Origin of the sequence: Kitasatospora sp. NPDC059599, from assembly GCF_042735125.1 — a bacterium.
Classification (GTDB): domain Bacteria; phylum Actinomycetota; class Actinomycetes; order Streptomycetales; family Streptomycetaceae; genus Kitasatospora.
Genome location: NZ_JBHWCL010000117.1, coordinates 1 through 19,672, shown reverse-complemented (window position 1 = coordinate 19,672; position 19,672 = coordinate 1). Strand labels below are relative to the sequence as shown.

The 19,672-nt window shown below is 73.8% G+C and carries 15 protein-coding genes; 6 read left to right on the top strand and 9 right to left on the bottom strand.

Translation table 11 applies throughout. The features are described from left to right. Window positions 1-213 precede the first annotated feature (213 nt). The gene (galT, locus tag ACFV04_RS31635) at window positions 214-1,317 is read left to right on the top strand and encodes a galactose-1-phosphate uridylyltransferase (RefSeq protein WP_380347471.1); all 1,104 of its coding nucleotides are present in this window, start codon (window positions 214-216) and stop codon (window positions 1,315-1,317) included. Window positions 1,318-1,533: 216 nt separating this feature from the next. Here galT and ACFV04_RS31630 read toward each other — a convergent pair whose 3' ends face one another. The 9 genes from ACFV04_RS31630 to ACFV04_RS31590 form a co-directional block, all read right to left on the bottom strand. Further along, window positions 1,534-2,391 carry a ketose-bisphosphate aldolase gene (locus ACFV04_RS31630; protein WP_380534207.1) on the bottom strand — a complete coding sequence of 286 codons (858 nt, stop codon included), beginning with the start codon at window positions 2,389-2,391 and terminating at the stop codon, window positions 1,534-1,536. Then, window positions 2,382-3,323: a 1-phosphofructokinase family hexose kinase gene (locus ACFV04_RS31625; RefSeq protein WP_380534205.1), complete on the bottom strand. Its 942-nt coding sequence runs from the start codon at window positions 3,321-3,323 to the stop codon at window positions 2,382-2,384. The genes ACFV04_RS31630 and ACFV04_RS31625 overlap by 10 nt, the downstream gene beginning before the upstream one ends. Continuing rightward, on the bottom strand, window positions 3,320-4,252 hold the full coding sequence (locus ACFV04_RS31620) for an ROK family protein (protein ID WP_380534203.1): 933 nt from the start codon (window positions 4,250-4,252) through the stop codon (window positions 3,320-3,322). Before ACFV04_RS31620 ends, ACFV04_RS31625 begins: the two co-directional genes overlap by 4 nt. Further along, the gene (locus tag ACFV04_RS31615) at window positions 4,249-5,121 is read right to left on the bottom strand and encodes an SIS domain-containing protein (RefSeq protein WP_380534201.1); all 873 of its coding nucleotides are present in this window, start codon (window positions 5,119-5,121) and stop codon (window positions 4,249-4,251) included. Before ACFV04_RS31615 ends, ACFV04_RS31620 begins: the two co-directional genes overlap by 4 nt. A 119-nt stretch (window positions 5,122-5,240) precedes the next feature. Beyond that, entirely contained in the window at window positions 5,241-7,721 is a 2,481-nt protein-coding gene (locus ACFV04_RS31610) for an RICIN domain-containing protein (protein WP_380534199.1), read from the bottom strand. Window positions 7,722-7,812: 91 nt separating this feature from the next. Further along, window positions 7,813-9,699 (bottom strand): DUF5107 domain-containing protein, encoded by a 1,887-nt coding sequence (locus ACFV04_RS31605; protein ID WP_380534197.1) that lies wholly within the window; start codon window positions 9,697-9,699, stop codon window positions 7,813-7,815. An 11-nt stretch (window positions 9,700-9,710) separates the two neighbouring features. Beyond that, window positions 9,711-10,556 (bottom strand): carbohydrate ABC transporter permease, encoded by an 846-nt coding sequence (locus ACFV04_RS31600; RefSeq protein ID WP_380347464.1) that lies wholly within the window; start codon window positions 10,554-10,556, stop codon window positions 9,711-9,713. Window positions 10,557-10,602: 46 nt separating this feature from the next. After that, window positions 10,603-11,568, bottom strand: coding sequence for a carbohydrate ABC transporter permease (locus tag ACFV04_RS31595; protein ID WP_380347463.1), 966 nt, complete (start codon window positions 11,566-11,568; stop codon window positions 10,603-10,605). 2 nt (window positions 11,569-11,570) lie between these two features. Then, a complete protein-coding gene (locus ACFV04_RS31590) occupies window positions 11,571-12,854 on the bottom strand; it encodes an ABC transporter substrate-binding protein (RefSeq protein WP_380534194.1) in 1,284 nt (427 codons plus the stop codon). 299 nt (window positions 12,855-13,153) lie between these two features. Here ACFV04_RS31590 and ACFV04_RS31585 point away from each other — a divergent pair, with 299 nt between their 5' ends. The 5 genes from ACFV04_RS31585 to ACFV04_RS31565 all read left to right on the top strand — a co-directional run bounded on the left by ACFV04_RS31585 (window position 13,154) and on the right by ACFV04_RS31565 (window position 19,587). Next, a complete protein-coding gene (locus ACFV04_RS31585) occupies window positions 13,154-14,158 on the top strand; it encodes a LacI family DNA-binding transcriptional regulator (protein WP_380534192.1) in 1,005 nt (334 codons plus the stop codon). Between the two features lie 45 nt (window positions 14,159-14,203). Further along, the gene (locus tag ACFV04_RS31580) at window positions 14,204-16,627 is read left to right on the top strand and encodes a glycoside hydrolase N-terminal domain-containing protein (RefSeq protein ID WP_380534190.1); all 2,424 of its coding nucleotides are present in this window, start codon (window positions 14,204-14,206) and stop codon (window positions 16,625-16,627) included. Window positions 16,628-16,874: 247 nt separating this feature from the next. Further along, a complete protein-coding gene (locus tag ACFV04_RS31575) occupies window positions 16,875-17,708 on the top strand; it encodes a DUF6424 family protein (protein ID WP_380534188.1) in 834 nt (277 codons plus the stop codon). 5 nt (window positions 17,709-17,713) lie between these two features. Further along, entirely contained in the window at window positions 17,714-18,100 is a 387-nt protein-coding gene (locus ACFV04_RS31570; RefSeq protein WP_380534186.1) for a hypothetical protein, read from the top strand. 86 nt (window positions 18,101-18,186) lie between these two features. Next, window positions 18,187-19,587, top strand: coding sequence for a S8 family serine peptidase (locus tag ACFV04_RS31565; protein ID WP_380347457.1), 1,401 nt, complete (start codon window positions 18,187-18,189; stop codon window positions 19,585-19,587). Window positions 19,588-19,672 lie beyond the last annotated feature (85 nt).

Below are 19,672 nucleotides of genomic sequence, written 5' to 3'. Positions count from 1 at the left end.
CGTTCACCGGCGGACGGGAGCTGATTTCGACATAATCAAACATGATTGGCATCTGCGGTCAACACCTGCGGATTTCCCGTCGGGGACAGGGCAAGTCGAGGACATCCGGCGATCGGCGGTAGGTCTAAACCTGTTGACAAAAGATCGCAAATGTTTGATTCTGTTTGACGTCGGCACAGGCGGGCCGACGCCCCACGCATAAGGAGCACAGCGGTGCACAAGACCGCGACCAAGCTGGCCGACGGCCGCGCACTCTTCTACTACGACCGGGGGCCGGGCACGCTTCGCGACGCCCTGGACGAACGCCCGCTGGAGCCCGCCGCGAGCCTCTCCGAGACCCGGCTCGACCCGGTGCTCGGCGAGTGGGTGACGGTCGCCGCCCACCGCCAGCAGCGGACCTACCACCCGCCGGCCGGCGAGTGCCCGCTCTGCCCCTCCCGGGAGGGACGGCTGAGCGAGGTCCCGGCGGGCGACTACCAGGTCGTGGTCTTCGAGAACCGCTTCCCCTCGCTCGCCCCGGACTCGGCCGCTCACGTCACGGCCCACGACGAGCCCCTGCGCACCCTCCGGCCGGGCACCGGCCGCTGCGAGGTGGTCTGCTTCGCCCCCGACCACGACGCCTCCTTCGCCGACCTGGACGAGGCCAAGGCCCGTCTGGTGCTGGACGCCTGGACCGACCGCACGGCCGAGCTGTCCGCCCTGCCCGACGTGCAGCAGGTGTACTGCTTCGAGAACCGCGGCGAGGAGATCGGCGTCACCCTGGCCCACCCGCACGGGCAGATCTACGCCTTCCCCTTCGTCCCCTCCCGCACCACCCGGATGATCACCCGGGCCGAGGCGCACCGGGCGAGCACCGGGCGGAACCTCTTCGAGGACCTCGTCGCCGCCGAACGGGCCGCCCCCGAGCGGCTGGTGCTCCAGGGCGACCACTGGACCGCCTTCGTACCGTTCGCCGCCCGCTGGCCGTACGAGGTCCACCTCTACCCCCACCGCCGGGTCCGCGACCTCACCGCACTGGACGAGGCCGAGCGCGCCGAGTTCCCCCGCCTCTACCTCGACCTGCTGCGCCGCTTCGACGGCCTGTTCCCCGCGCCCGCCGGCTCCGCGCCGAACCGGACCCCGTACATCTCCGCCTGGCACCAGGCGCCGAAGGACGGCGGCGACGAACTCGCGCTGCACCTGGAGCTGTTCACCATCCGGCGCGCGCCCGGCAAGCTCAAGTACCTGGCGGGCGTGGAATCCGGACTCGACGCCTTCGTCACCGATGTGAGCCCGGAGGCCGCCGCCGAGCGGCTGCGCGGCATCGTGCCCGGCTGACCCGGCGACCAGGAGGAGTCGAAGACGGAGTCAAACCGCCTGCGCGACCGGCCGAGTGGGGGTGAAGACCCGGCTGTCGCGCAGGCGGACCCACCGGACATCCACCCTGCGCCGTGCGAGCGCGATCAGGGCTTGGACGTGGCCGCGGCCTTCGGCCGCGAACGACGACGGCCGCCCCTCCCCCGACGGGGACGGGCGGCCGTGGCGCTTCCCGGGTCAGGGCGTGGCGACCGCCGGCCGCGGCGCCGTCAGCACCCCGAGCAGGTGCGCCACCTCCCGGGCCACCGCCTCCCGGCCGGCCCCCAGATAGGTCCGGGTGTCGACCAGCGCGGGCTCGGAGGCGAGGCGGTCGCGGACCGCCGCGGTGAACGCCTGGTTGAGGTGGGTCGCGATGTTGACCTTCGTCATGCCGTGCGCGACCGCCCGCGCCAAGGTCTCGTCCGACGCCCCCGAGGAGCCGTGCAGCACCAGCGGCACCGGTACGGCGGCCCGCAGGGCGGCGACCAGGCCGAGGTCCAGCTTCGCCGTGCGGGTGAGCATGGCGTGCGAGGTACCCACGGCGACGGCCAGCGCGTCGACGCCGGTGCGCGCGGTGAACTCGGCCGCCTCGGCCGGGTCGGTCCGGGCACCCGGCGCGTGCACGCCGTCCTTGCCGCCGACCTCGCCGACTTCGGCCTCCACCCAGACGTCCGAGGCGTGGCACAGCCCCGCCACCTCGGCCGTGGCCCGCACGTTCTGCGCGTACGGCAGCACCGAGGCGTCGAACATCACCGACCCGAAGCCGAGCCGGACCGCCTCCGCCACCAGGGCCGGCTCGGTGGCGTGGTCCAGGTGGACGGCCACCGGCACGGCCGCCGCCCGGGCCACCGCGAGCGCGGCGCCGCCGACGGGCGCGAGGCCCCCGTGGTAGCGCACCGCGTTCTCGCTGATCTGCAGGACCACCGGCACGCCGGCCGCCTCCGCCCCGGTGACGATGGCCTCGGCGTGTTCCAGCTGGATCACGTTGAACGCGCCGACACCGTAGCCGCCGCGGGCGGCGGGTGCGACGATCTCCCCGGTTCCGACTAGGGGCATGCTTCTCCTTGAGGATGCGTCCGGCCGAGCTCCTCGGTCCGGACGAGGGTGAGCAGGCGGTGGTGGGCCTCCGCGTCGAAACGGCCGGCCTGCGGGGCGAGGACGGCGGCGGCGGACAGCGCCACGGCCCGGCGCAGCCGCTCCGGCCACGGGAGACCGGTGGCCAGGCCGAGGGCGAGGGCGGCGACCACCGCGTCACCCGCACCGGTCGGGTTGCCGGCCACGGCCTCGGGCGGGCGGGCCCGCCACCGGCCCTCGGAGGTCAGGGCGAGCAGTCCGTCCGGGCCGAACGAGGCGACCACGGCCTCGGCACCGGCGGCGCGCAGCCGTTCCGCGCCCTCGGCCGGATCCGCGGTCCCGGTCGCGGCGGCCAGTTCGTGGGCGTTGGGCTTCACCACGGCCGGCCGGGCGGGCAGGGCTCGTACCAGCGCGGGCCCGTCGGCGTCCAGGACGACCGCGACGCCGTGGGCCCGGGCCCGCTCGGCGAGCCCGCGGTACGCGTCCACCGGCAGTCCGGGCGGCAGGCTCCCGGACAGGACGACGACGGAGGCGCCGGGCAGCAGGTGCTCGTAGTGGGCGAGGAAGCGCCGCCACTCCGGCGGCGAGATCTCGGGCCCGGGTTCCAGGAGCACGGTGGTGTCCCGGTCGTCCGCCACCGCGACCGTCCGACGGGTCTCCCCCGCGACCTCGACCAGTTCGTCCGGCAGTCCGGCCTCGGCGAGCTCGGCCCGGACGGCCCGCCCGGTCGGCCCGCCGACCAGGCCGGTGACGGTCGCGGCGTGCCCGAGGGCGGCCAGGACCCGGGCGACGTTGATGCCCTTGCCGCCCGCCTGCCCGCTGACGGTCCGCACGCGGTTGCTCGCGTGCGGCCGGACCTCCGGCAGCCGGTAGGTGAGGTCCAGGGCGGCGTTGAGCGTGACGGTGAGGATCACCGGCCACCACCCGCCGACAGATCCTCGGCGAGCAGGGCCGCCCCCAGACTGCCGGCCCGGTGACCCAGTTCCGCGGCCACCAGCGGCGGCGCCGGGCGGAACGGCAGCCGCTCGGCGAGTGCGGTCCCCAGCTGCGCCAGGTACGCCTCGCCGGCCAGGGCCAGCCCGCCGCCGATGACCAGGCGCTCCGGGTCGAGCAGCACGGTCAGCGCGGCCAGGCCGTCGGCCAGCGCCTCGACCGCCTCGGTCCAGACCCGGCCGGCCGGGCGGTCGCCCGACACGGCCCGGGCGCGGACGTCCTCGGCACTCGCCCCGGCGTCCCCGGTGGCCCTCCGGTAGCGGCGGGCGATCGCCGAGGCGGAGGCCAGCGTCTCCACGCAGCCGTGGTTGCCGCAGACGCACGGATCGCCGCCGGGTCGCACCACCAGGTGGCCCAGTTCGCCCGCGAATCCGCGGCTGCCCGCGAACACCCGTCCGCCGAGCACCGGCGCGGCGGCGATCCCGGTGCCGACCGGGACGAAGACGAAGGAGGCGCAGCCGCGCCCCGCGCCCAGGCGGCTCTCCGCCAGGGCGCCGGCCCGGACGTCGTGCCCGAAGGCCACCGGGAGGTCCAGGTGCTCCTCCGCCCGGCTGCGCAGGGGCAGGTCGCGCCAGCCGAGGTTGGCGGCGAGGACGGCGGTGCCGCTGGTCTCGTCCACCAGGCCGGGGACGGCGATCCCGGCGGCGCGTGGCGGCGTGCCCCGACGGGCGGCTCGGGCCCTCAGGTCGTCCGCGCACCGCAGCACCGTGTCGAGGACGGCGTCCGGCCCGCGCTCGGCCCGGGTGGGCCACTGCGCGGACTCGACCGGCCGGCCGCCGTCGACCACGACACCCTTGATGTGCGTGCCGCCGACGTCCAGCGCGATGACCGTGCCTGCGACCGGGGTCACGACCCGTCCAGCACGATCGACCGGGTCAGGTGGCGCGGACGGTCGGGGTCCAGGCCGCGGCCGACGGCCAGCCGGACGGCGAGGCGCTGCGCCCGGATCAGGTCCGCCAGCGGGTCGAGGTCGGACACCGAGACCCGCGCACCGGTCCGCTCGATCTGCGGCACGAGGCCCGCCGGCGGCACGCCGAGGAACCACACCACGCTGCCGGGGCCGCTGACGCTGATCGGTCCGTGCCGGTACTCCATGGCCGGGTAGGACTCCGTCCACGAGGACGACGCCTCCCGGACCTTGAGCGCCGCCTCCTGCGCCACGCCGCAGGTCCAGCCGGTGCCCAGGAAGGTGAACTGTCCGGCGCCGAGCGCCCCTTCGGGCAGCGCGGCGGTCAGTGCCCGGCTCGCCTGCTCGGGCAGGTCCGGCGGCACGGCGCCCAGGTGCGCGCGCAGCAGGACGAGGGCGGTGGTGGCGAACCTGGTCTGCACGACGGACTCCTCGTCGGCGAACTCCAGTGCCACCACGTGCCGGGCGGCCTCGCCGACCGGGGTGGACGGGTCGGCGGTGATCGCCACCGTCTCGGTGCCGCGGGTGCGCGCCAGCGCGTCCAGCACCTCGGTGGTCGTACCGGAGCGGGTGAGGGCCACCACCCGGTCGTAGCGCCGCGCCGTCGGGAACTCGGAGGCGGCGAAGGCGTCGGTCTCCCCCAGTCCGAGGCTCTCGCGCAGCGCCGCGTAGGCCTGGGCGATGTACAGCGAGGTGCCGCAGCCGACGACCGCCACGCGCTCGCCGGGTTCGGGCAGCTGCTTCGGGGTCAGGTCGAGGGCGCGCTGCCAGCACTCGGGCTGGCTCGCGATCTCGTCGTCCACGTGGGCCATGACGTCCTCCTGGGTTGTGGCGCACATCCGTGCGCGGGCTGGGGAGCAGAGGTGCCGGGCCCCGGGGGTGGCAGCCCCCGGGGCCCGGTGTCAGGCCCGTCCCGCCGGACGGGCCCGGGTCAGTCGATCGACCACCGCTGCAGCGGCGAGCCGGTGTCCGGTTCCTGCGTCACCGGGGCGCCGTCGGCGGTCGAGGCGGTGGTGAGCTGCAGTCCGCTGCGGGCCGAGGTGACGGTGTACGAGCCGTCGGCCGTCGGCCGGACCTTCCAGTGCTGGTTGGCGCCGCCGGTGCACGGCCACTGGATGATCCGGGCGCCGGCGGCGGTGGAGCCGCCGTCGACGTCGGCGCACATCGACGAGAGGCCGTTGACCAGCTCGTAGGAGCCGTCCGGCTGCCGACGGAACTGCCACAGCTGGTCGGCGGCGCCGGACGCGGTCCAGGTGATGAGGCCGTTGCCGGCGGTGGTGCTGCCGTCCGCGTCGTCGAGGGCCTTGCCGCCCGTGGTCGGCGTGTGGTTCCCGCTGAGGTCCGGCTCGACCGTCCAGGTGAAGGTGGCCGAGGCGCTCGCGGTGCCGGACGAGGCGGTGACGGTGACGGTGGAGACCCCGGCACCGGTCGGGGTGCCGGTGATCAGGCCCGCGGGACTGACGGAGAGCCCAGCGGGGAGGCCGGTCGCCGTGAAGGCGAGCGGCTTGCCGGCGCTGTCGGTGGCCCCGAGCCGGACCGAGGCGGCCTGGCCCACGGTGCCGGACTGGTCGCCGGGGGCGGTGAGCACGACCGCCTCGGGGGCCGTCCCGGTCGGGGCGAAGGAGAGGGCCTGCTCGGCCGCCGTGCGGCCGGCACCGACCGGGCTGCCCGTGGTGTCGCTCCAGGTGCGGGCGGGCGCGGTCTCGGCGAGTCGGCCGGCGGTGCCGGACATGCCGATCACCAGGCCGCTGTAGCGGTTGACCAGCTGGAAGCGGCCCTTGCCGGCCTTGCCGGGGAGGATGAACCACTGCTGACCGACCGTGGCGTTACCACCGACGGCGGTGGTCGCGGTCAGCCCGGCGCCCCAGGCCCGGCCGGCCGTCGACGCGGAGTCGACGCCCAGCAGCTGCCCGGTGGCCGCGTTGGCGATCCGGTAGGAGCCGTCTCCCTCGGCCAGGAACCTCCAGGACTCGCGGACGGATCCGGCGGGCCGGGCCGCGGAGGTGACCGCGGAGCCGTCGGCGGACTGGGTGAGGACCCGGCCGTTGCCGCTCTGGATCCGGTAGGTCCTCGTCAGGTCGACCGGCGGGGCGGCCGGCGCGGAGGAGCCGATGGTGATATCGGCGTACTCGCCGTCGGAGGTGGCGCAGGCGATGGAGCAGTACGAGCGGAAGGTCCTGCCGATGACGGTGCCGCCGGTGCGGGTGGCGGGATCGAGCATCCAGCGGTACCAGGAGCCGGAGGTGTAGCCGCTGCCGCTGTCGCCGATCAGGCTCCACTGCTGGGTGGCGAGGTCCTTGGTGGCGTAGAACTGCTGCGGTGCGGTGCCGGAGACCACCTCGGGTTCGCCGATGTACAGGCCCAGGTAGGCGTCGTAGGCGATGTTCATGATGAACAGCGGTGACTTGGCCGGGAGTCGGCCCGCCCGGACCTGCTGGTCCACCGAGCCGGGGGTGCTCGGGTGGTAGTCGTTCGCGGGCGGGGTGTACCCGGTCGGCGCCGTCGGGGTGACCGGCACCATGGTGCTCTCCAGGCCGCCCCGGCCGGGCTGCGTCCAGGTGCCGTCGTACCACTTCTGCCACGAGCCGGGCGCCATCTTCCCCGAGATCGGGGCGCGCGCGACGTGGGCCAGGCCGCCGTTGCCGCCGCCCACACCGGCCTTGGGGATGATCCGGGAGCCGTAGTAGACGTAGAAGTAGCCCGAGGCGGTGTCGACGAACAGGCGGGGGTCGCCGTCGCCGTAGTCGTAGGTCTGGTTGGGGAAGGCGGCGTCGTCACCCCGGGCGGTGCTGTACGGGGAGGTGATGACGTGGTCCTCGATGGTCCAGGTCCGGCCCTGGTCGGTGGAGACGGCGTAGTCGATCGCGTCGTAGTGCAGGCCGTCGCCGAAGGGCTGCGGGGTGAACTCGTTGTGCACCAGCCCGTACCAGTCGCCGGTGTCCGGGTCGACCCAGACCCCGACCAGGTCGCAGAAGTTGCGCTGGGAGTAGCCGGAGCCCTGCGGCGGGTCGGTGGCCCGCAGACCGGTGGGGCTGTCGTTGCACCGCCGGGTGGTGTCGTCGTTGCGGTCGTTCGGGTCGGCGGGGTTGACGGCGTCGCTGATCGCGGCCGACCTGGTGGCGCTCTCGAAGTCCGCGCCGGTGTAGAAGTCCCACTGCCGCGAGTCCTTCGCGCCGTACAGCGAGTGCGACTGCTGGAAGTAGAACGTGCCGTCCTTGTCGGTGTAGACACCGGCCGGCGTGTCGTCGGGGTACGCGTACGAGCCGGTCCCGCCGATCGCGATGGTGTACGTGGCGGCGGGCGCCGGTTTGGCGGGGGCCGGTGCGGGGGCGGCGGACAGGGTGCCGGCACCGAGCGCCGCCAGCGCGGTGGCGGTGAGCGCGTGGGCCCATCGGGTGCGTAGGAGTGACACGGGTACTGCTCCTCTTCCGTGACGGGGCGCACCGTTGCGCCCCTGCTGTGGGGGTGCGGAACGGGAGAGTGGTCGTGGGGGAAGCCGGCGGTCAGCCGTCGGCCATCCGGAAGTCGTACTGCGGCGGCACCGGTGTGCCGGGGTGGACGGCGAGCCAGAGGGAGTCCAGGGAGAGTTCGCCCTCGCGCATGGTGTCGACCTGGATCCCCTCGGCCAGCAGGCGCCGGACCCGGTCGTCGTCGCCGCAGGCGTGCGCCGCCTCCGCCTCGACCAGCCTGATCCGCCCGTGCGCCCGGTCCGCCGGGGAGAGCTCCTCGATCAACGCCAGGGCCTCGGCGGAGCGCTCGGCGCGCCGCAGCGACTCCAGCGTCTCGATCGTCAACTCCCGTAGTTCCGGCCGGAGTCGGTGGGCCGAGCGCATGAGCTCGGCGGCCTCCCGCGGTTCCGGCGTGAGGAACGCGAGCGAGCGCAGCGCCCAGGGCGAGGCCTGCGCGGCGACGGAGCGCTCGAACGCCTCCCGGGCGGACTCCCGCTCCCCGGCCGCCAGGCGCAGCAGCCCGAGCTGGTACAGCGCGTGCCAGTCCGTGGCGTTCCCCTCCAGCAGCAGCTGCCAGTGCGCGCCGGTGACCGGCTCGGCCGGCGGGTCGCAGACCGGGAGCGTTCCGGTCCTGAGGAGCTGCCGCCAGGGCTCCTGGGCGGCGGTCGGCTCGCCGAAGGGCAGACCGGGCGAGGCCGGCAGGGCGCCGGCCTCGATCTCCAGCGCGGCCCAGCCCGCGCCCTCGGCCAGCACCTCCTCGGGTGCGCCGAACCCGTCGGCCAGCGCGTCGGCCAGCTCCAGCTCCAGCGGCGGGACCAGCCGGTCCAGCGCCTCGCCGGCAGCCTCCCGGGCGCCTTCCCAACTCCCGTGCACGACCTGCGGATCGGCCTGCAGCAGGCCGTACGCCTCGGTCCAGGACCAGGTGGCGCCGGCGGGCATCGGGAGGTGCTCCAACTGGGTACGGGCCAGGCCCGCCTGGATCTCCAGGTAGGCGGCCCCCGGGCCGGAGAGCCACTCCTGCCAGTGCTTGCCGCCGGTGCCGGTGCCCCAGCAGAACAGCTTGCGGCCGCGCAGCCGCGCGGTGGAGGTCTGGACGAGCCCGGTGCCGGCGCGGTCCAGCGCGGCGATCCAGGGGCGTCGGCCGGCGGGCAGGTCGAGGAAGTAGTCGGCGGCGCGCGGCAGCCGGCCGGGGTAGCTGCGGTCGGTGCCGTCGACCTCCGGGAAGGGCACCCGCCGCAGGTCGCTGACGTAGTCGCAGTGGAAGGCGTGGCCGGCCGGGCCGAGGACCCGGACGTCCCGGTCCTCGGGCACGGCGATGTTGGACCACCAGTAGACCGGCGTCTCGGTGGGCGAGGGGTTGTGCACGGCGATGTGGACGTACAGCACCGGGGAGCCGGCGGGCAGCCAGGCATCCAGTCGCAGGACCAGGCGCCGCAGCCGCTCGAAGGCGTACATCCGCAGGACCGGGGTGCCGTCCGGCGCCGCCACCCGGACGGCGTGCAGCGGCTCGCAGGTCAGCGGCCAGTGCCCGGTGGCGCCGAGGTTCCACTCCACCCCGCCGGCCAGCCAGGCGTCGCGCAGGGCGAGGTTGGCGGGCTGGAGGATCCGGTTGCGGTGCAGCAGCTCCCGCCCGCTCGGCCGGTGGACCAGGGACCACAGCCGCCCTCCGAGGGAGGGCAGGAAGGTCGCGGTCAGGTTCTCGTTCTCCAGGACCACGCACGGGAGTTCACGCTCCGCGCGGACGCGGTCGTACCCGCCCTGCCGGGTGTACGGCAGCAGCGTGCCGGGCGCCCCGTAGGCGAGGTTGCGGCGCATCTCGTCGTCGACCCCGGCGCCGGCCCCGGTCTGCCGGGGCAGGCCGTGCAGGATCGGCAGGGCGCCGCCGACCGGGTCGGGGGTGCCGTCGATGCGGAGCAGGTCGGTGCGCAGTGTCGAGGTCACGCGGGAAGACGTCACTTTCCGATTCCAACCGTCATGCCCTGGATGATCCGCGAGCCCATCCAGGAGAAGAGCGCGATCATCGGGGCGAGGATGATGCAGACTCCGGCGAACATCGTGCCGAAGTCCAGGCCATTGAACTGCTGTGCCGCGACGAACGAGGAGAGCGCCACCGGGAGGGTGGTCGCCCCCTGACTGTTCGTCAGGACGAGGGCGAACAGGGTCTCGTTCCAGGAGGTGATGAACTGCAGGAGGAAGGCGGTGACCAGCCCGCCCCGGGCGACCGGGAGCACCACCTGGACGAAGGTCCGCACCGGTCCGGCGCCGTCCAGGACGGCGGCCTCCTCCAGCACACCGGGGATGCCGCTGAAGAAGCCGGTCAGCAGGAAGACCGTGAAGGGCATCGCCAGGCCGACGTAGACCAGCCCGAGGCCGAGGTCGCTGTCGGTCAGGTCCACCCGGGACAGGCCGACGAACAGCGGCACCACCAGCACCTGGCCGGGCACACCGAGGCCCATGGCGAACGTCATCGTCAGAGCCGAGGAGGTCCGCGAGCGGCGCCGGGCGAGGGCGTAGGCGCAGGGCGCGGCGAGGGCGACGGCGACCACGGAGGAGAGGCCGGCGGTGAGCACGCTGTTGAGGGCCGCCCGCGCGAAGCCGCCCGCGTCGAGCGCGGTGGTGTAGTTGTCGGTCTTCGGGCTGGTCGGCAGGCCGAAACCGTGCTGCAGGATGTCGGGGCCGCTGCGCAGCGAGGTCAGGAGGATCCACAGGACCAGCAGCAGGTCGGCGGCGACGACGAGCCAGACGGCGGCCGTGCCGATCCTGCTCGCGAGTCCGGCGGCTCGGTTGGTGCGTCGCACGGGTGGTGACCTTTCCGGTTGCGGTGGGGGGCCGGGACGCGACGGGTCAGTACTCGACCGGCTCGCGGCGCAGCAGGCGGCGCAGCACGACGGTGATCAGGGTGACCATGGCCAGGCTGACCGTCGCGGCGGCGGTGGCCGTGCCCAGCCGGGGGACGGTGCCCTGCGGGAAGGCCTCGCTGTACACGTACACGGCGGTGTTCCAACTGCTCACCGGCGGGTAGGCGTTGGTGCTTCCGCCGTAGAGCAGGATCAGCTCGAAGATCTTCACCGAGCTGACGGTCCACAGCACCGCGCAGACCGCGATGACGTCCCAGGCGCACGGCAGGGTGATGTGCCGGAAGCGCTGGAAGGGGCCTGCGCCGTCCAGTTCGGCCGCCTCGTAGAGGTAGTCGGGGATCTGGTCGACCGCCGCCATGATGATCGAGGTGTAGTAGCCGGTCGCCGTCCAGACCAGGGTGCCCAGGACCATCGGCAGCAGGTTGTCCGTAGACAGCCACTTGGGCGGTGTCGTCACCCCGAACAGCTCCAGCGCCTGGTTCACCGGGCCGGTGGGCGAGAACAGGAAGCCGGCCGCGATGCCGAAGACCATGCCGTTGACCAGCGACGGGAAGAACAGCACCGACCGGGCGAAGAGCCTGGCCCGCATCTCGCGCAGCACCAGGGTCAGCGCGAAGCTGAGCACGAAGGTGATCGTGCCGCCGATGACCATGATGTCGAGCGTGTTGAACAGGGAGGTGCGGAACCTCGGGTCGCGGAACAGCAGGGTGTAGTTCTGCAGACCGCGCCAGTCCATCTCGCCCATGCCGTCCCACCGGTACAGGCTGGTCCACAGGGCGTAGCACACGGGGGCGATGAACAGCACCGCGTACGCGACCAGCGCGGGCGCGGTGAACGGCCAGAACACCCGGCGGCGTTGGCGCTCCAGCGGGCCGACGCCGGCCCGGACGGCACGCCCGGACCGGCCCCGGGCGGCGTCCGTCCCGGGCGGGCTCTCGATCGTCGTCGCCACCGTCAGCCCTCGGTCTGCCAGTAGGTGACCTGGTCGGACTTGCACTTGGCGACGAACTGGGCGGCCGTGATCTTGCCGTGCCAGAAGTCCAGGTAGTTCTCGTTCAGGACCTTGGGCAGCCAGCTGCCGCCCACGCCGTCGAAGCCGAGGCGCAGGGTCGGGGCTTCGAGGGTCTTCTGGACGTCGGCCAGTTCCGCGGGGGCCGGGATGTCGGCGCGCGGGGTGATGTTGAGCGCGGTGGTGGAGATCCCGGACAGGTGCTTCTTCTGCAGGAAGAAGGCGATGAACTTCTGCGCCGCGGCCGCGTTCTTGGCGCGCTTGGGGATCGCGAAGCCGAACAGGCCCGCGTCCGGGGCCTTCGCGGTGGGCGGCAGGATCGAGGCCGTCTTCCAGCCGGCCGGGACCTGCTTGGCGATCTCGGCGGTGACGTAGCTGCCGTCCATGTAGAACGCGGCCTTGCCCGCCGTCCAGTTGGTCTCCTGGGCCGGGAACTTGGTGGCGTCGTAACCCGGGATCAGGTGGCCGCCCTTGACCAGCTGCTCCGCCTGCTGCGCCGCGGTGAGGACCGCCGGGTTGTCCCAGGCCGCGCCGGACCTGTCGGCGGAGAGCTCGGCGACGTTCACTCCGGCGCCGTTGAGCAGGTAGTCGAAGAACAGCCCGTTGGTCCACGGGTCCTCGCCTTCGGAGGCGATGCACGCCTTCCCGGCCGCCTTCAGCGCGTCGCAGACCTTGAGCAGGCCGGCCCAGTCGGTGGGCGGGGTCGGCATGGCCGCGGCGACCGCCGGGTCGGCCGCGTTGTAGAACATCGCGTTGGTGACGACCTCGTACGGGATCACGTAGTGGTTCGAGCCGGACGGGTCCTTCGGCAGCATGTCGAAGTACTTGGCCGGGATGACCTGGGAGACCGGGACGTTCTCCTCCGGCACCTGCAGCTGCAGCACCGGCGAGAGGTCGAGCGCCTGACCGGCCGCGGCGGTGGTGCCGTAGACCTTGTCGTCGGACTCGTCCCACAGGTCCGGGGCCTGGTTGGCGGCGATCGCCGGGCCGATCTTCTTGGCGATGTCCCGGCCCACCCAGGTGACGTTCACCTTGGCACCGGTGGCGGCGGTGTAGTCGGCGATCGCGGCCTTCAGCACCTGGGCCTGCGGCTCGTCGGCGCGCCACATCGACCAGTAGCCGAAGCTGCCGGCGGCCTTCGCGTCGCTCCCCGAGCCGCTGCCGCAGGCGCTCGCCCCGAGCGCGAGTGCGACGGCGGTGGCCGCGCCGAGGACGCGACGTGCGGACATGGTCGTTCTACCCATGGGTGGTTCCTCTCGGAGGCGCGAGATGCCCTGCGGACGGACCGTCAGCCGGGGCCCGGGGACAGGGGCGTCGCGGTGGATGGCTGGGACGATACGGTCGGGTTGACCGGTAAATCAAGAGTCCTTGCAGAATCGACGTCCGACTCTGGGCAACCGGGCAGCGCCCCGGCGACGAATCCTCAAGTCACCGCCGGGACAAGGGTTTGGATCAATCTTGACGGCCCTTCATCGATGCCCTACGTTTCATCGAAAGCAAGTTGACCGGTAAATCGAAGGATCCAGCCATGGTGACGATGCAGGACGTGGCCGAGCGTGCCGGGGTCACGAAGCAGACCGTCTCCAACGTCATCCGCGGGCGGGGAGCCGTGAGCCCGGCGACCGCGGCCCGGGTGCGCGCCGCGATCGAGGAGCTGGGGTACACCCCCAACCTGGTCGCACGCTCCCTCGCCACCGGCGCCACGCGGACGGTCGGCCTGTTCGTCCCCACCGTGACGGGCTCCTTCTACGCCGACATCGTCGAGGAGGTCGAGGACGTCCTCGACGAGAACGGCTACCACCTGCTGCTCTGCACCACCCGGCTCGACGGGGAGCGCGCCAAACGGCACCTGGCCGGACTGACCAGCCGCTCGGTGGACGCGCTGCTGATCGCCGGCGACCGGGACCTGATCGACCACCTGCCGCTGCTGGCCGAGGCCGCCTTCCCGGTCGCCCTGTGCGCCTGGGAGACCGACGCCCCCGACCGCTTCCCGGTGGTCACCATCGACTACGAGCGGGCGGGCTTCCTGGCCGGGCGCCACCTGCGCGAACTCGGGCACGAACACGTCGCCGTGCTCGCCAGCCCCGACCACGCCCCCCGGGTGGCGGGCTTCCGGCGCGCCTTCGCCGCCGACGGCCTGACCGTCCCCGACACCGCCGTCCACACGGCACCCGAACCCACCCCCGCGGGCGGCTTCGCGGCGGCGACGACGGCGCTGACCACCGACCCGGCGATCACCGCGGTGTTCGCCACCCACGACGTCCTCGCCCTCGGCGCCCTGGAGGCCGCCCGGGCCGCGGGCCGTTCCGTCCCGCACGACCTGTCGATCGTCGGGCACGACGACAACCCGGAGGTCGGCCTGGCCCGGCCGGCCCTCACCACGGTGGCCATCCCCAAGCGGGAGATGGCCCGGGAGGCGGTCGAGCTGCTGCTGCGCGCCCTCACCCGCTCGGGCAGCCCGGCCAACTCGATCCAGCTGCTGCGCCCCGAGCTGGTCGTCCGGGACAGCACCGCCCCCACCGGCGGCCGCTGATCCGGGCCCGCCCGGTCACCCCAACCCTTCGAAAGGACACCGGCCTTGTCGTCCGATCCGGCCTCCGACCACCAGCGCCTCTGGTACCGCCGGCCGGCCGGCTCCTTCCTGGAGGCCCTGCCACTGGGCAACGGCCGGCTCGGCGCCCTGTTCCTCGGCGGCGCGGAACGCCCCGGCGGCGCCGACCCGTCCGGCGTGGGCGAGACCGTCCACCTCAACGCGGACACCCTGTGGTCCGGCGGGCCCTGCACGCACGACGCCGCCGACGCCGACGCCGCCGAGCACCTCGCGGAACTGCGCGCCGCCGTCCTGGCCGACCGCGACTACGCCCGCGCCGACGCCCTCGCGACCCGGATGCAGGGCCCGTTCACCGAGGCCTACCAGCCGCTCGCGACCCTCCGACTGGAGCTCGGCGACGGGCCGTCGGACGACTACGAACGCTCGCTGGAACTCGACGAGGCCGTCCACCGGGTCTCCTACCGGAGCGGCGACGCGCAGATCCTGCGCGAGTCCCACGTATCGGCCCCCGCGGACGTCCTGGTCACCAGGATCACCTCGTCCGCCCCCGGCCGGATCGACCTCACCGCCCGCTTCGACACACCGCACCCGAACCCGCACACCGGCGGCACCGGCCCCGACCGCCTCGTCCTCACCGGCCGGGCCCCCGCGCACGTGGCCTTCGGCGAGGAGGGCCCGGTGCGCTACCGCCCCGGCGAGGGCACGGGCTTCGCGGCCGGGCTCCACGTGGTGGCCTCCGGCGGCCGGGTCGAGCGGACGAGCGGCACGGTGACGGTGCGCGGCGCCGACGAGGTGCTCCTGCTGGTCGCCGCCGAGACCGGCTTCCGCGGCCACACCGAGCCCCCGGCCGGCCCCGACGAGGGACCGACGGCGCAGCTCGAACGACGCTTGGACGCGGCCGCCGCCCGGCCGTACGGACAGCTGCTCGCCGACCACCTCGCCGACCACCGGCGGCTGTACCGCGCCACCGCGCTGCGCCTGGGCGACGGCCCCCCGAGTGCGCTGCCCACCGACGAACGGCTCGCCGCCGTCCGGGCCGGCCGGGCCGATCCCGCCCTGACCGCCCTCCAATTCGCCTACGGCCGCTACCTGTTGATCGCCTCGTCGCGCCCCGGCAGCCAACCCGCCACCCTGCAGGGGATCTGGAACACCGAGACCTCCCCACCGTGGAACTCCAACTGGACCACCAACATCAACCTGCAGATGAACTACTGGCACGCCGAGACCACCGGCCTCGCCCCCTGCCACGAACCCCTCTTCGACCTGATCGCCGACCTGGCCCGCACCGGCGCCCGGACCGCCGCCGCCTACTACGGCACCGGCGGCTGGACCGTCCACCACAACGTGGACCTGTGGCGCTCCGCCGGCCCCGTCTCCGGCTCACCCTCCTGGGCGAACTGGCCGATGGCCGGCGCCTGGCTCTGCGCGCACCTGTGGGAGCGCCACCTCTTCGACGGGGACCACGACTTCCTGGCCGAACGGGCCTACCCGCTGATGCGCGGCGCCGCCCGCTTCCTGTTGGACTTCCTCACCGAGGACCGCGACGGCCACCTGGTCACCTGCCCGTCCACCTCACCCGAGCACCACTTCCGGCTGCCCGACGGCGGCCTCGCCGCCGTCTCCGCCGCGGCCACCATGGACCACTGGCTGACCGCCGAGCTGTTCGCCAACACCGCCTCCGCCGCCCGCCTCCTCGGTGTGGACGCCTACCTGGCCGAGGAGTTGGACACCGCCCGGGGCCGGCTCCGCCCACCGCCGACCGGCGGGGACGGCCGCCTGCTCGAATGGTGGGAGGACCTCCCCGACGAGGACCCGGGCCACCGCCACCTGTCCCACCTCTACGGCCTCTACCCCGGCAGTGCCGTCGACCCGCTCACCGACCCGGCGGGCGCGGAGTCCGCACGGCTCGCCCTGGCCCGCCGCCTCGACCACGGCGGCGGATCGACCGGCTGGAGCCTGGCCTGGGTGGCGGCCCTCGCCGCCCGCCTCGGTGACGCCGACCTCGCCCACCGCAGCGTGCGCGGCCTGCTCACCGACCACTCCGCGGCCGATCTCCTCGGCCTGCACCCGCCGGACCTGTTCCAGATCGACGGCAACTTCGGCGCCACCGCCGCCGTCGCCGAGATGCTGCTGCAGAGCCACAACGGCGTCCTGCGGCTGCTCCCGGCCCTGCCCGAGGCCTGGCCGACCGGCCACGTACGGGGGCTGCGGGCCCGCGGCGGTCTCACCGTCGACCTCCGCTGGGACGGCGGCCGTCTCACCGAGGCGACCGTGCACGGCACCCGTCCGCAAACCCTTGACCTGCTGCTCCCCGCCGGCACGCCGGAGCCCGTGGTGACGGACCCGACCGGCCGGATCGCCGCCGCGACGCTCACCCCCACCCCGGCCGGGCTGCGGCTGACCACGCGGCTCGGCGGGCCGGGGAGTCACCGGATCCGCACGCCCGACTGAGCAGGCCCCCGGCACCGCCCGGGCCCCGGGTGGGGGTGCCGGCCCGGCCGACGTAGGCAGGGGAAGCTGACAACGTACACCGGCCCCACCGGGGAGCGGCCGGTGGCGGCCCCGCAGTACCGGGCCACGGCCGGTATGTGCGCGCACGGCCTTGACCCGTCGCGACGCAGCGCGCAGTCTGGAGATACAACGTAAATGTGGCATGTAAATCCAGCCCACATGCGTACCAGGCTCATGGGAGGTCTCCATGACTGCCGAAACTCGCGGCGACCCGACACAGCCGCACACCGAGTCCGAGGACCTCGGCTGGACGATCAACATCCCCGGGCACCCGCCGCGAGCCGACTCCCCCGAGTACCAGGCCGCCCGGGCCGAGATGCACCGGCTGACCGACACGCTCGACAAGCCCTTCTACGGCTCCGAGCCGGTGGAGGACCACCACGGCGGCGGCCTGTGGCTCAAGGACTCCGAAGGCTGGTTCCTGGTCCGCAACCTGGTCGGGATCGAGTGGTCCGCGCAGTTCTGCGCCGACCCCTCGAAGGTCGACCTGCTGCGGCAGAACGCGAAACGGCTGTACGCGCTCTGTCCTGACGCGGTTCGGGAACTCGGCATCGGGGAGCTGCTCGACACCCCGATCACGGATGCCGCCGGCGTGCAGCGGTGGACCGACTCGATCTGCAACGCCAGCGTGCCGCTCCCCCACGCGGTGCACTCCGCGGCGCTGCCGCAGGGCGGCGGAGTGCACCACTACCCGAGCCCGGTGACGGAGATCGTCTTCTTCAAGAGGGACGACTTCCGGCTGTGGGTCGTCGACGCGGGTGGCCAGGCCGTCGCCGTGGCACCGGTGGCGAAGCGCGGTTCGGGTGACGGGCGGGTGCAAGTGCTGTTCGCGGCACAGGAGTCCGCGCTGCATCCCGAGCTGGAGCGGGCCCGTGACAGCGGGGACGCCCTGCTGCTGGAGTCGGACCATCCGATGGCCCGGACGGCCTTCGCCCAGCAGTACGGCACGCCTGCCCCGAGCGCGGCGGCCCCGAGCGCGCCTGCCCCGAGTGCGGCGGCCCAGCCCCGGGCGGCCGCCTAGGAACCATGGACACGGCACAGGGCCACGGACCGGGCGCCGGACACGGCACCGGACGCGGCTCCGGACCGGGTGCCGTCGAGGCCGTGGTCGAGCTGCGGTCCGGCGACGGCGCGCGGCTCGACGCCCTGCGGAACTGGTGTGCCGGGCGCGGGATCTCGGTCCTGCCGATGGCCGCCGGTGCGCTGGTCACGGGCCCGACGGCGCGGTTCCGGGAGGTGTTCGGGCACGGCCCGGTCTCCCCCTCGGGCGCGGAGGCCCTGCCCGTCCCGGACGAACTCCGGGAAGCCGTACGGTCCGTCACCGTACTGCCGGTCCCGGAACCCCTTTCCCTGACGCATGACGACAGTTCTCCCGGGTACCCGAGGCCCGGTTCATCCCCTGAGGAGACATGATGCTTCCCACGACAACGCAGAACGGGCAACCTCCTCCCGACCTGGTGTTCGGCTACGTGTCGGCACGGTCGGAGGGTGGAACGCCGATGACCGAGGCGACCGACCTGACCTCGGCCGCGCCGTTCCGGGCCGGTGAAACCGTCCGCACCCGGGCCAAGGAACGGGCGGAGGAGGCCGGACTCACGGTCACCGCCGAGAGCCGACTCGGCTTCACGGTCTACGGATCGCCGGCGGCCTACGAGCGCCTGACCGGTGGCCGGGTCACCTCGTACGAGGCCCTCCAGCACGTGTCGACCGGGCGCCGCCGCTACGTGACCCACCTCGACCTGGTGGGCCCGGACCAGCCCGCCGCCCGGGGTGTCGGGGCCGCGCCGGACACCGACGACATCGAGGCCGTCGTGCTCGAACAGCCGCGCTCCTGCTACCGGTTGTCGCCGAGCCCGCAGCCACCGAACGTGAGCAAGTTCCACCTGCGGCTCCCCGGCGACGTGGCCATGCTGCTCGGCGCCACCGCTGCGCACGCGCAGGGCGCGGTGGGCGCGGGCGTGGACGTCGCCATGGTGGACACCGGACACTACCCGCACCCCTTCTTCACCCTGCAGGGCTACGACGTCGATCCCGTCGTCACCGTGGTGCCCGGGACCAGCCCCGCCAAGGACCCGATCGGGCACGGGACGGGAGAGTCGGCCAACATCTTCGCCGTGGCGCCCGGCGCGAAGCTGAAGTTCTTCCGGGCCAGCGACGCCGGCGGCAACCTGACCAGCGCCGTGGCCGGTTTCCTCCTGGCGAAGGCCGCTCACCCGAGGGTGCTCACCAACTCCTGGGGTGGCGACCTCGACTTCCCGCCCCTGGACCCGCAGCCACCCGCAGCGTCCCGGGTCTGGATCCTGGAGATCAAGGACGCGGTGGAGAAGGGCATCGTGGTGGTGTTCTCGGCCGGCAACGGCCACTTCTCCGTCGAACCGCAGGTCCCCGGAGTGATCGCGGCCGGCGGGGTGTTCGTCGGCCCGGGCCTCGGCGTCCAGGCGTCCGACTACGCGAGCGGGTACGCCAGTCCCTGGTTCCCCGGTGAGGTCGTGCCCACGGTCTGCGGGCTGGTGGGGATGCTGCCGCGGGCCCAGTACCTGATGCTCCCCGTGCAGCCGGGCTGCGAGCTCGACGTCGAGCAGAGTCAGGCGAGCGACGGGCAGATGCCGGACACCCCCGACGGCACGACCCTCGACGACGCCTGGGCGCTCTTCTCGGGCACCTCGGCGGCCGCCCCGCAGATCGCCGGAGCAGTCGCCGTCCTGCTCGGCCAGAACGGCCGGCCGGGCATGACGGTCCAGCAGGTGACGGAGGCACTCGTGACGACCGCCACCGACGTCACCGCCGGCCACAACCACCCGCGGTTCAACAACCCGGCCGGGCCGGGCCCGGACGAGGCCACCGGGCCGGGACTCGCCAACGTGAGCGCGGCCCTCGCGTTCGCGAAGGCCAACTTCTGAACAGGCCGACTCCTGAGGAGGCCGACCTCTGAGCAAGCCGACTCCTGAGAAGACCGGCTGCCGACCGGACCTGCACGCCTGGTTC

Bases quoted from the DNA above. Each gene is read 5' to 3' on its own strand.
- ACFV04_RS31585 (WP_380534192.1), top strand. From the start codon at position 13,154: ATGGTGACGATGCAGGACGTGGCCGAGCGTGCCGGGGTCACGAAGCAG.
- ACFV04_RS31630 (WP_380534207.1), bottom strand. From the start codon at position 2,391: ATGCCCCTAGTCGGAACCGGGGAGATCGTCGCACCCGCCGCCCGCGGC.
- ACFV04_RS31570 (WP_380534186.1), top strand. From the start codon at position 17,714: ATGGACACGGCACAGGGCCACGGACCGGGCGCCGGACACGGCACCGGA.
- ACFV04_RS31615 (WP_380534201.1), bottom strand. From the start codon at position 5,121: ATGGCCCACGTGGACGACGAGATCGCGAGCCAGCCCGAGTGCTGGCAG.
- ACFV04_RS31575 (WP_380534188.1), top strand. From the start codon at position 16,875: ATGACTGCCGAAACTCGCGGCGACCCGACACAGCCGCACACCGAGTCC.
- ACFV04_RS31565 (WP_380347457.1), top strand. From the start codon at position 18,187: ATGACCGAGGCGACCGACCTGACCTCGGCCGCGCCGTTCCGGGCCGGT.
- ACFV04_RS31590 (WP_380534194.1), bottom strand. From the start codon at position 12,854: ATGTCCGCACGTCGCGTCCTCGGCGCGGCCACCGCCGTCGCACTCGCG.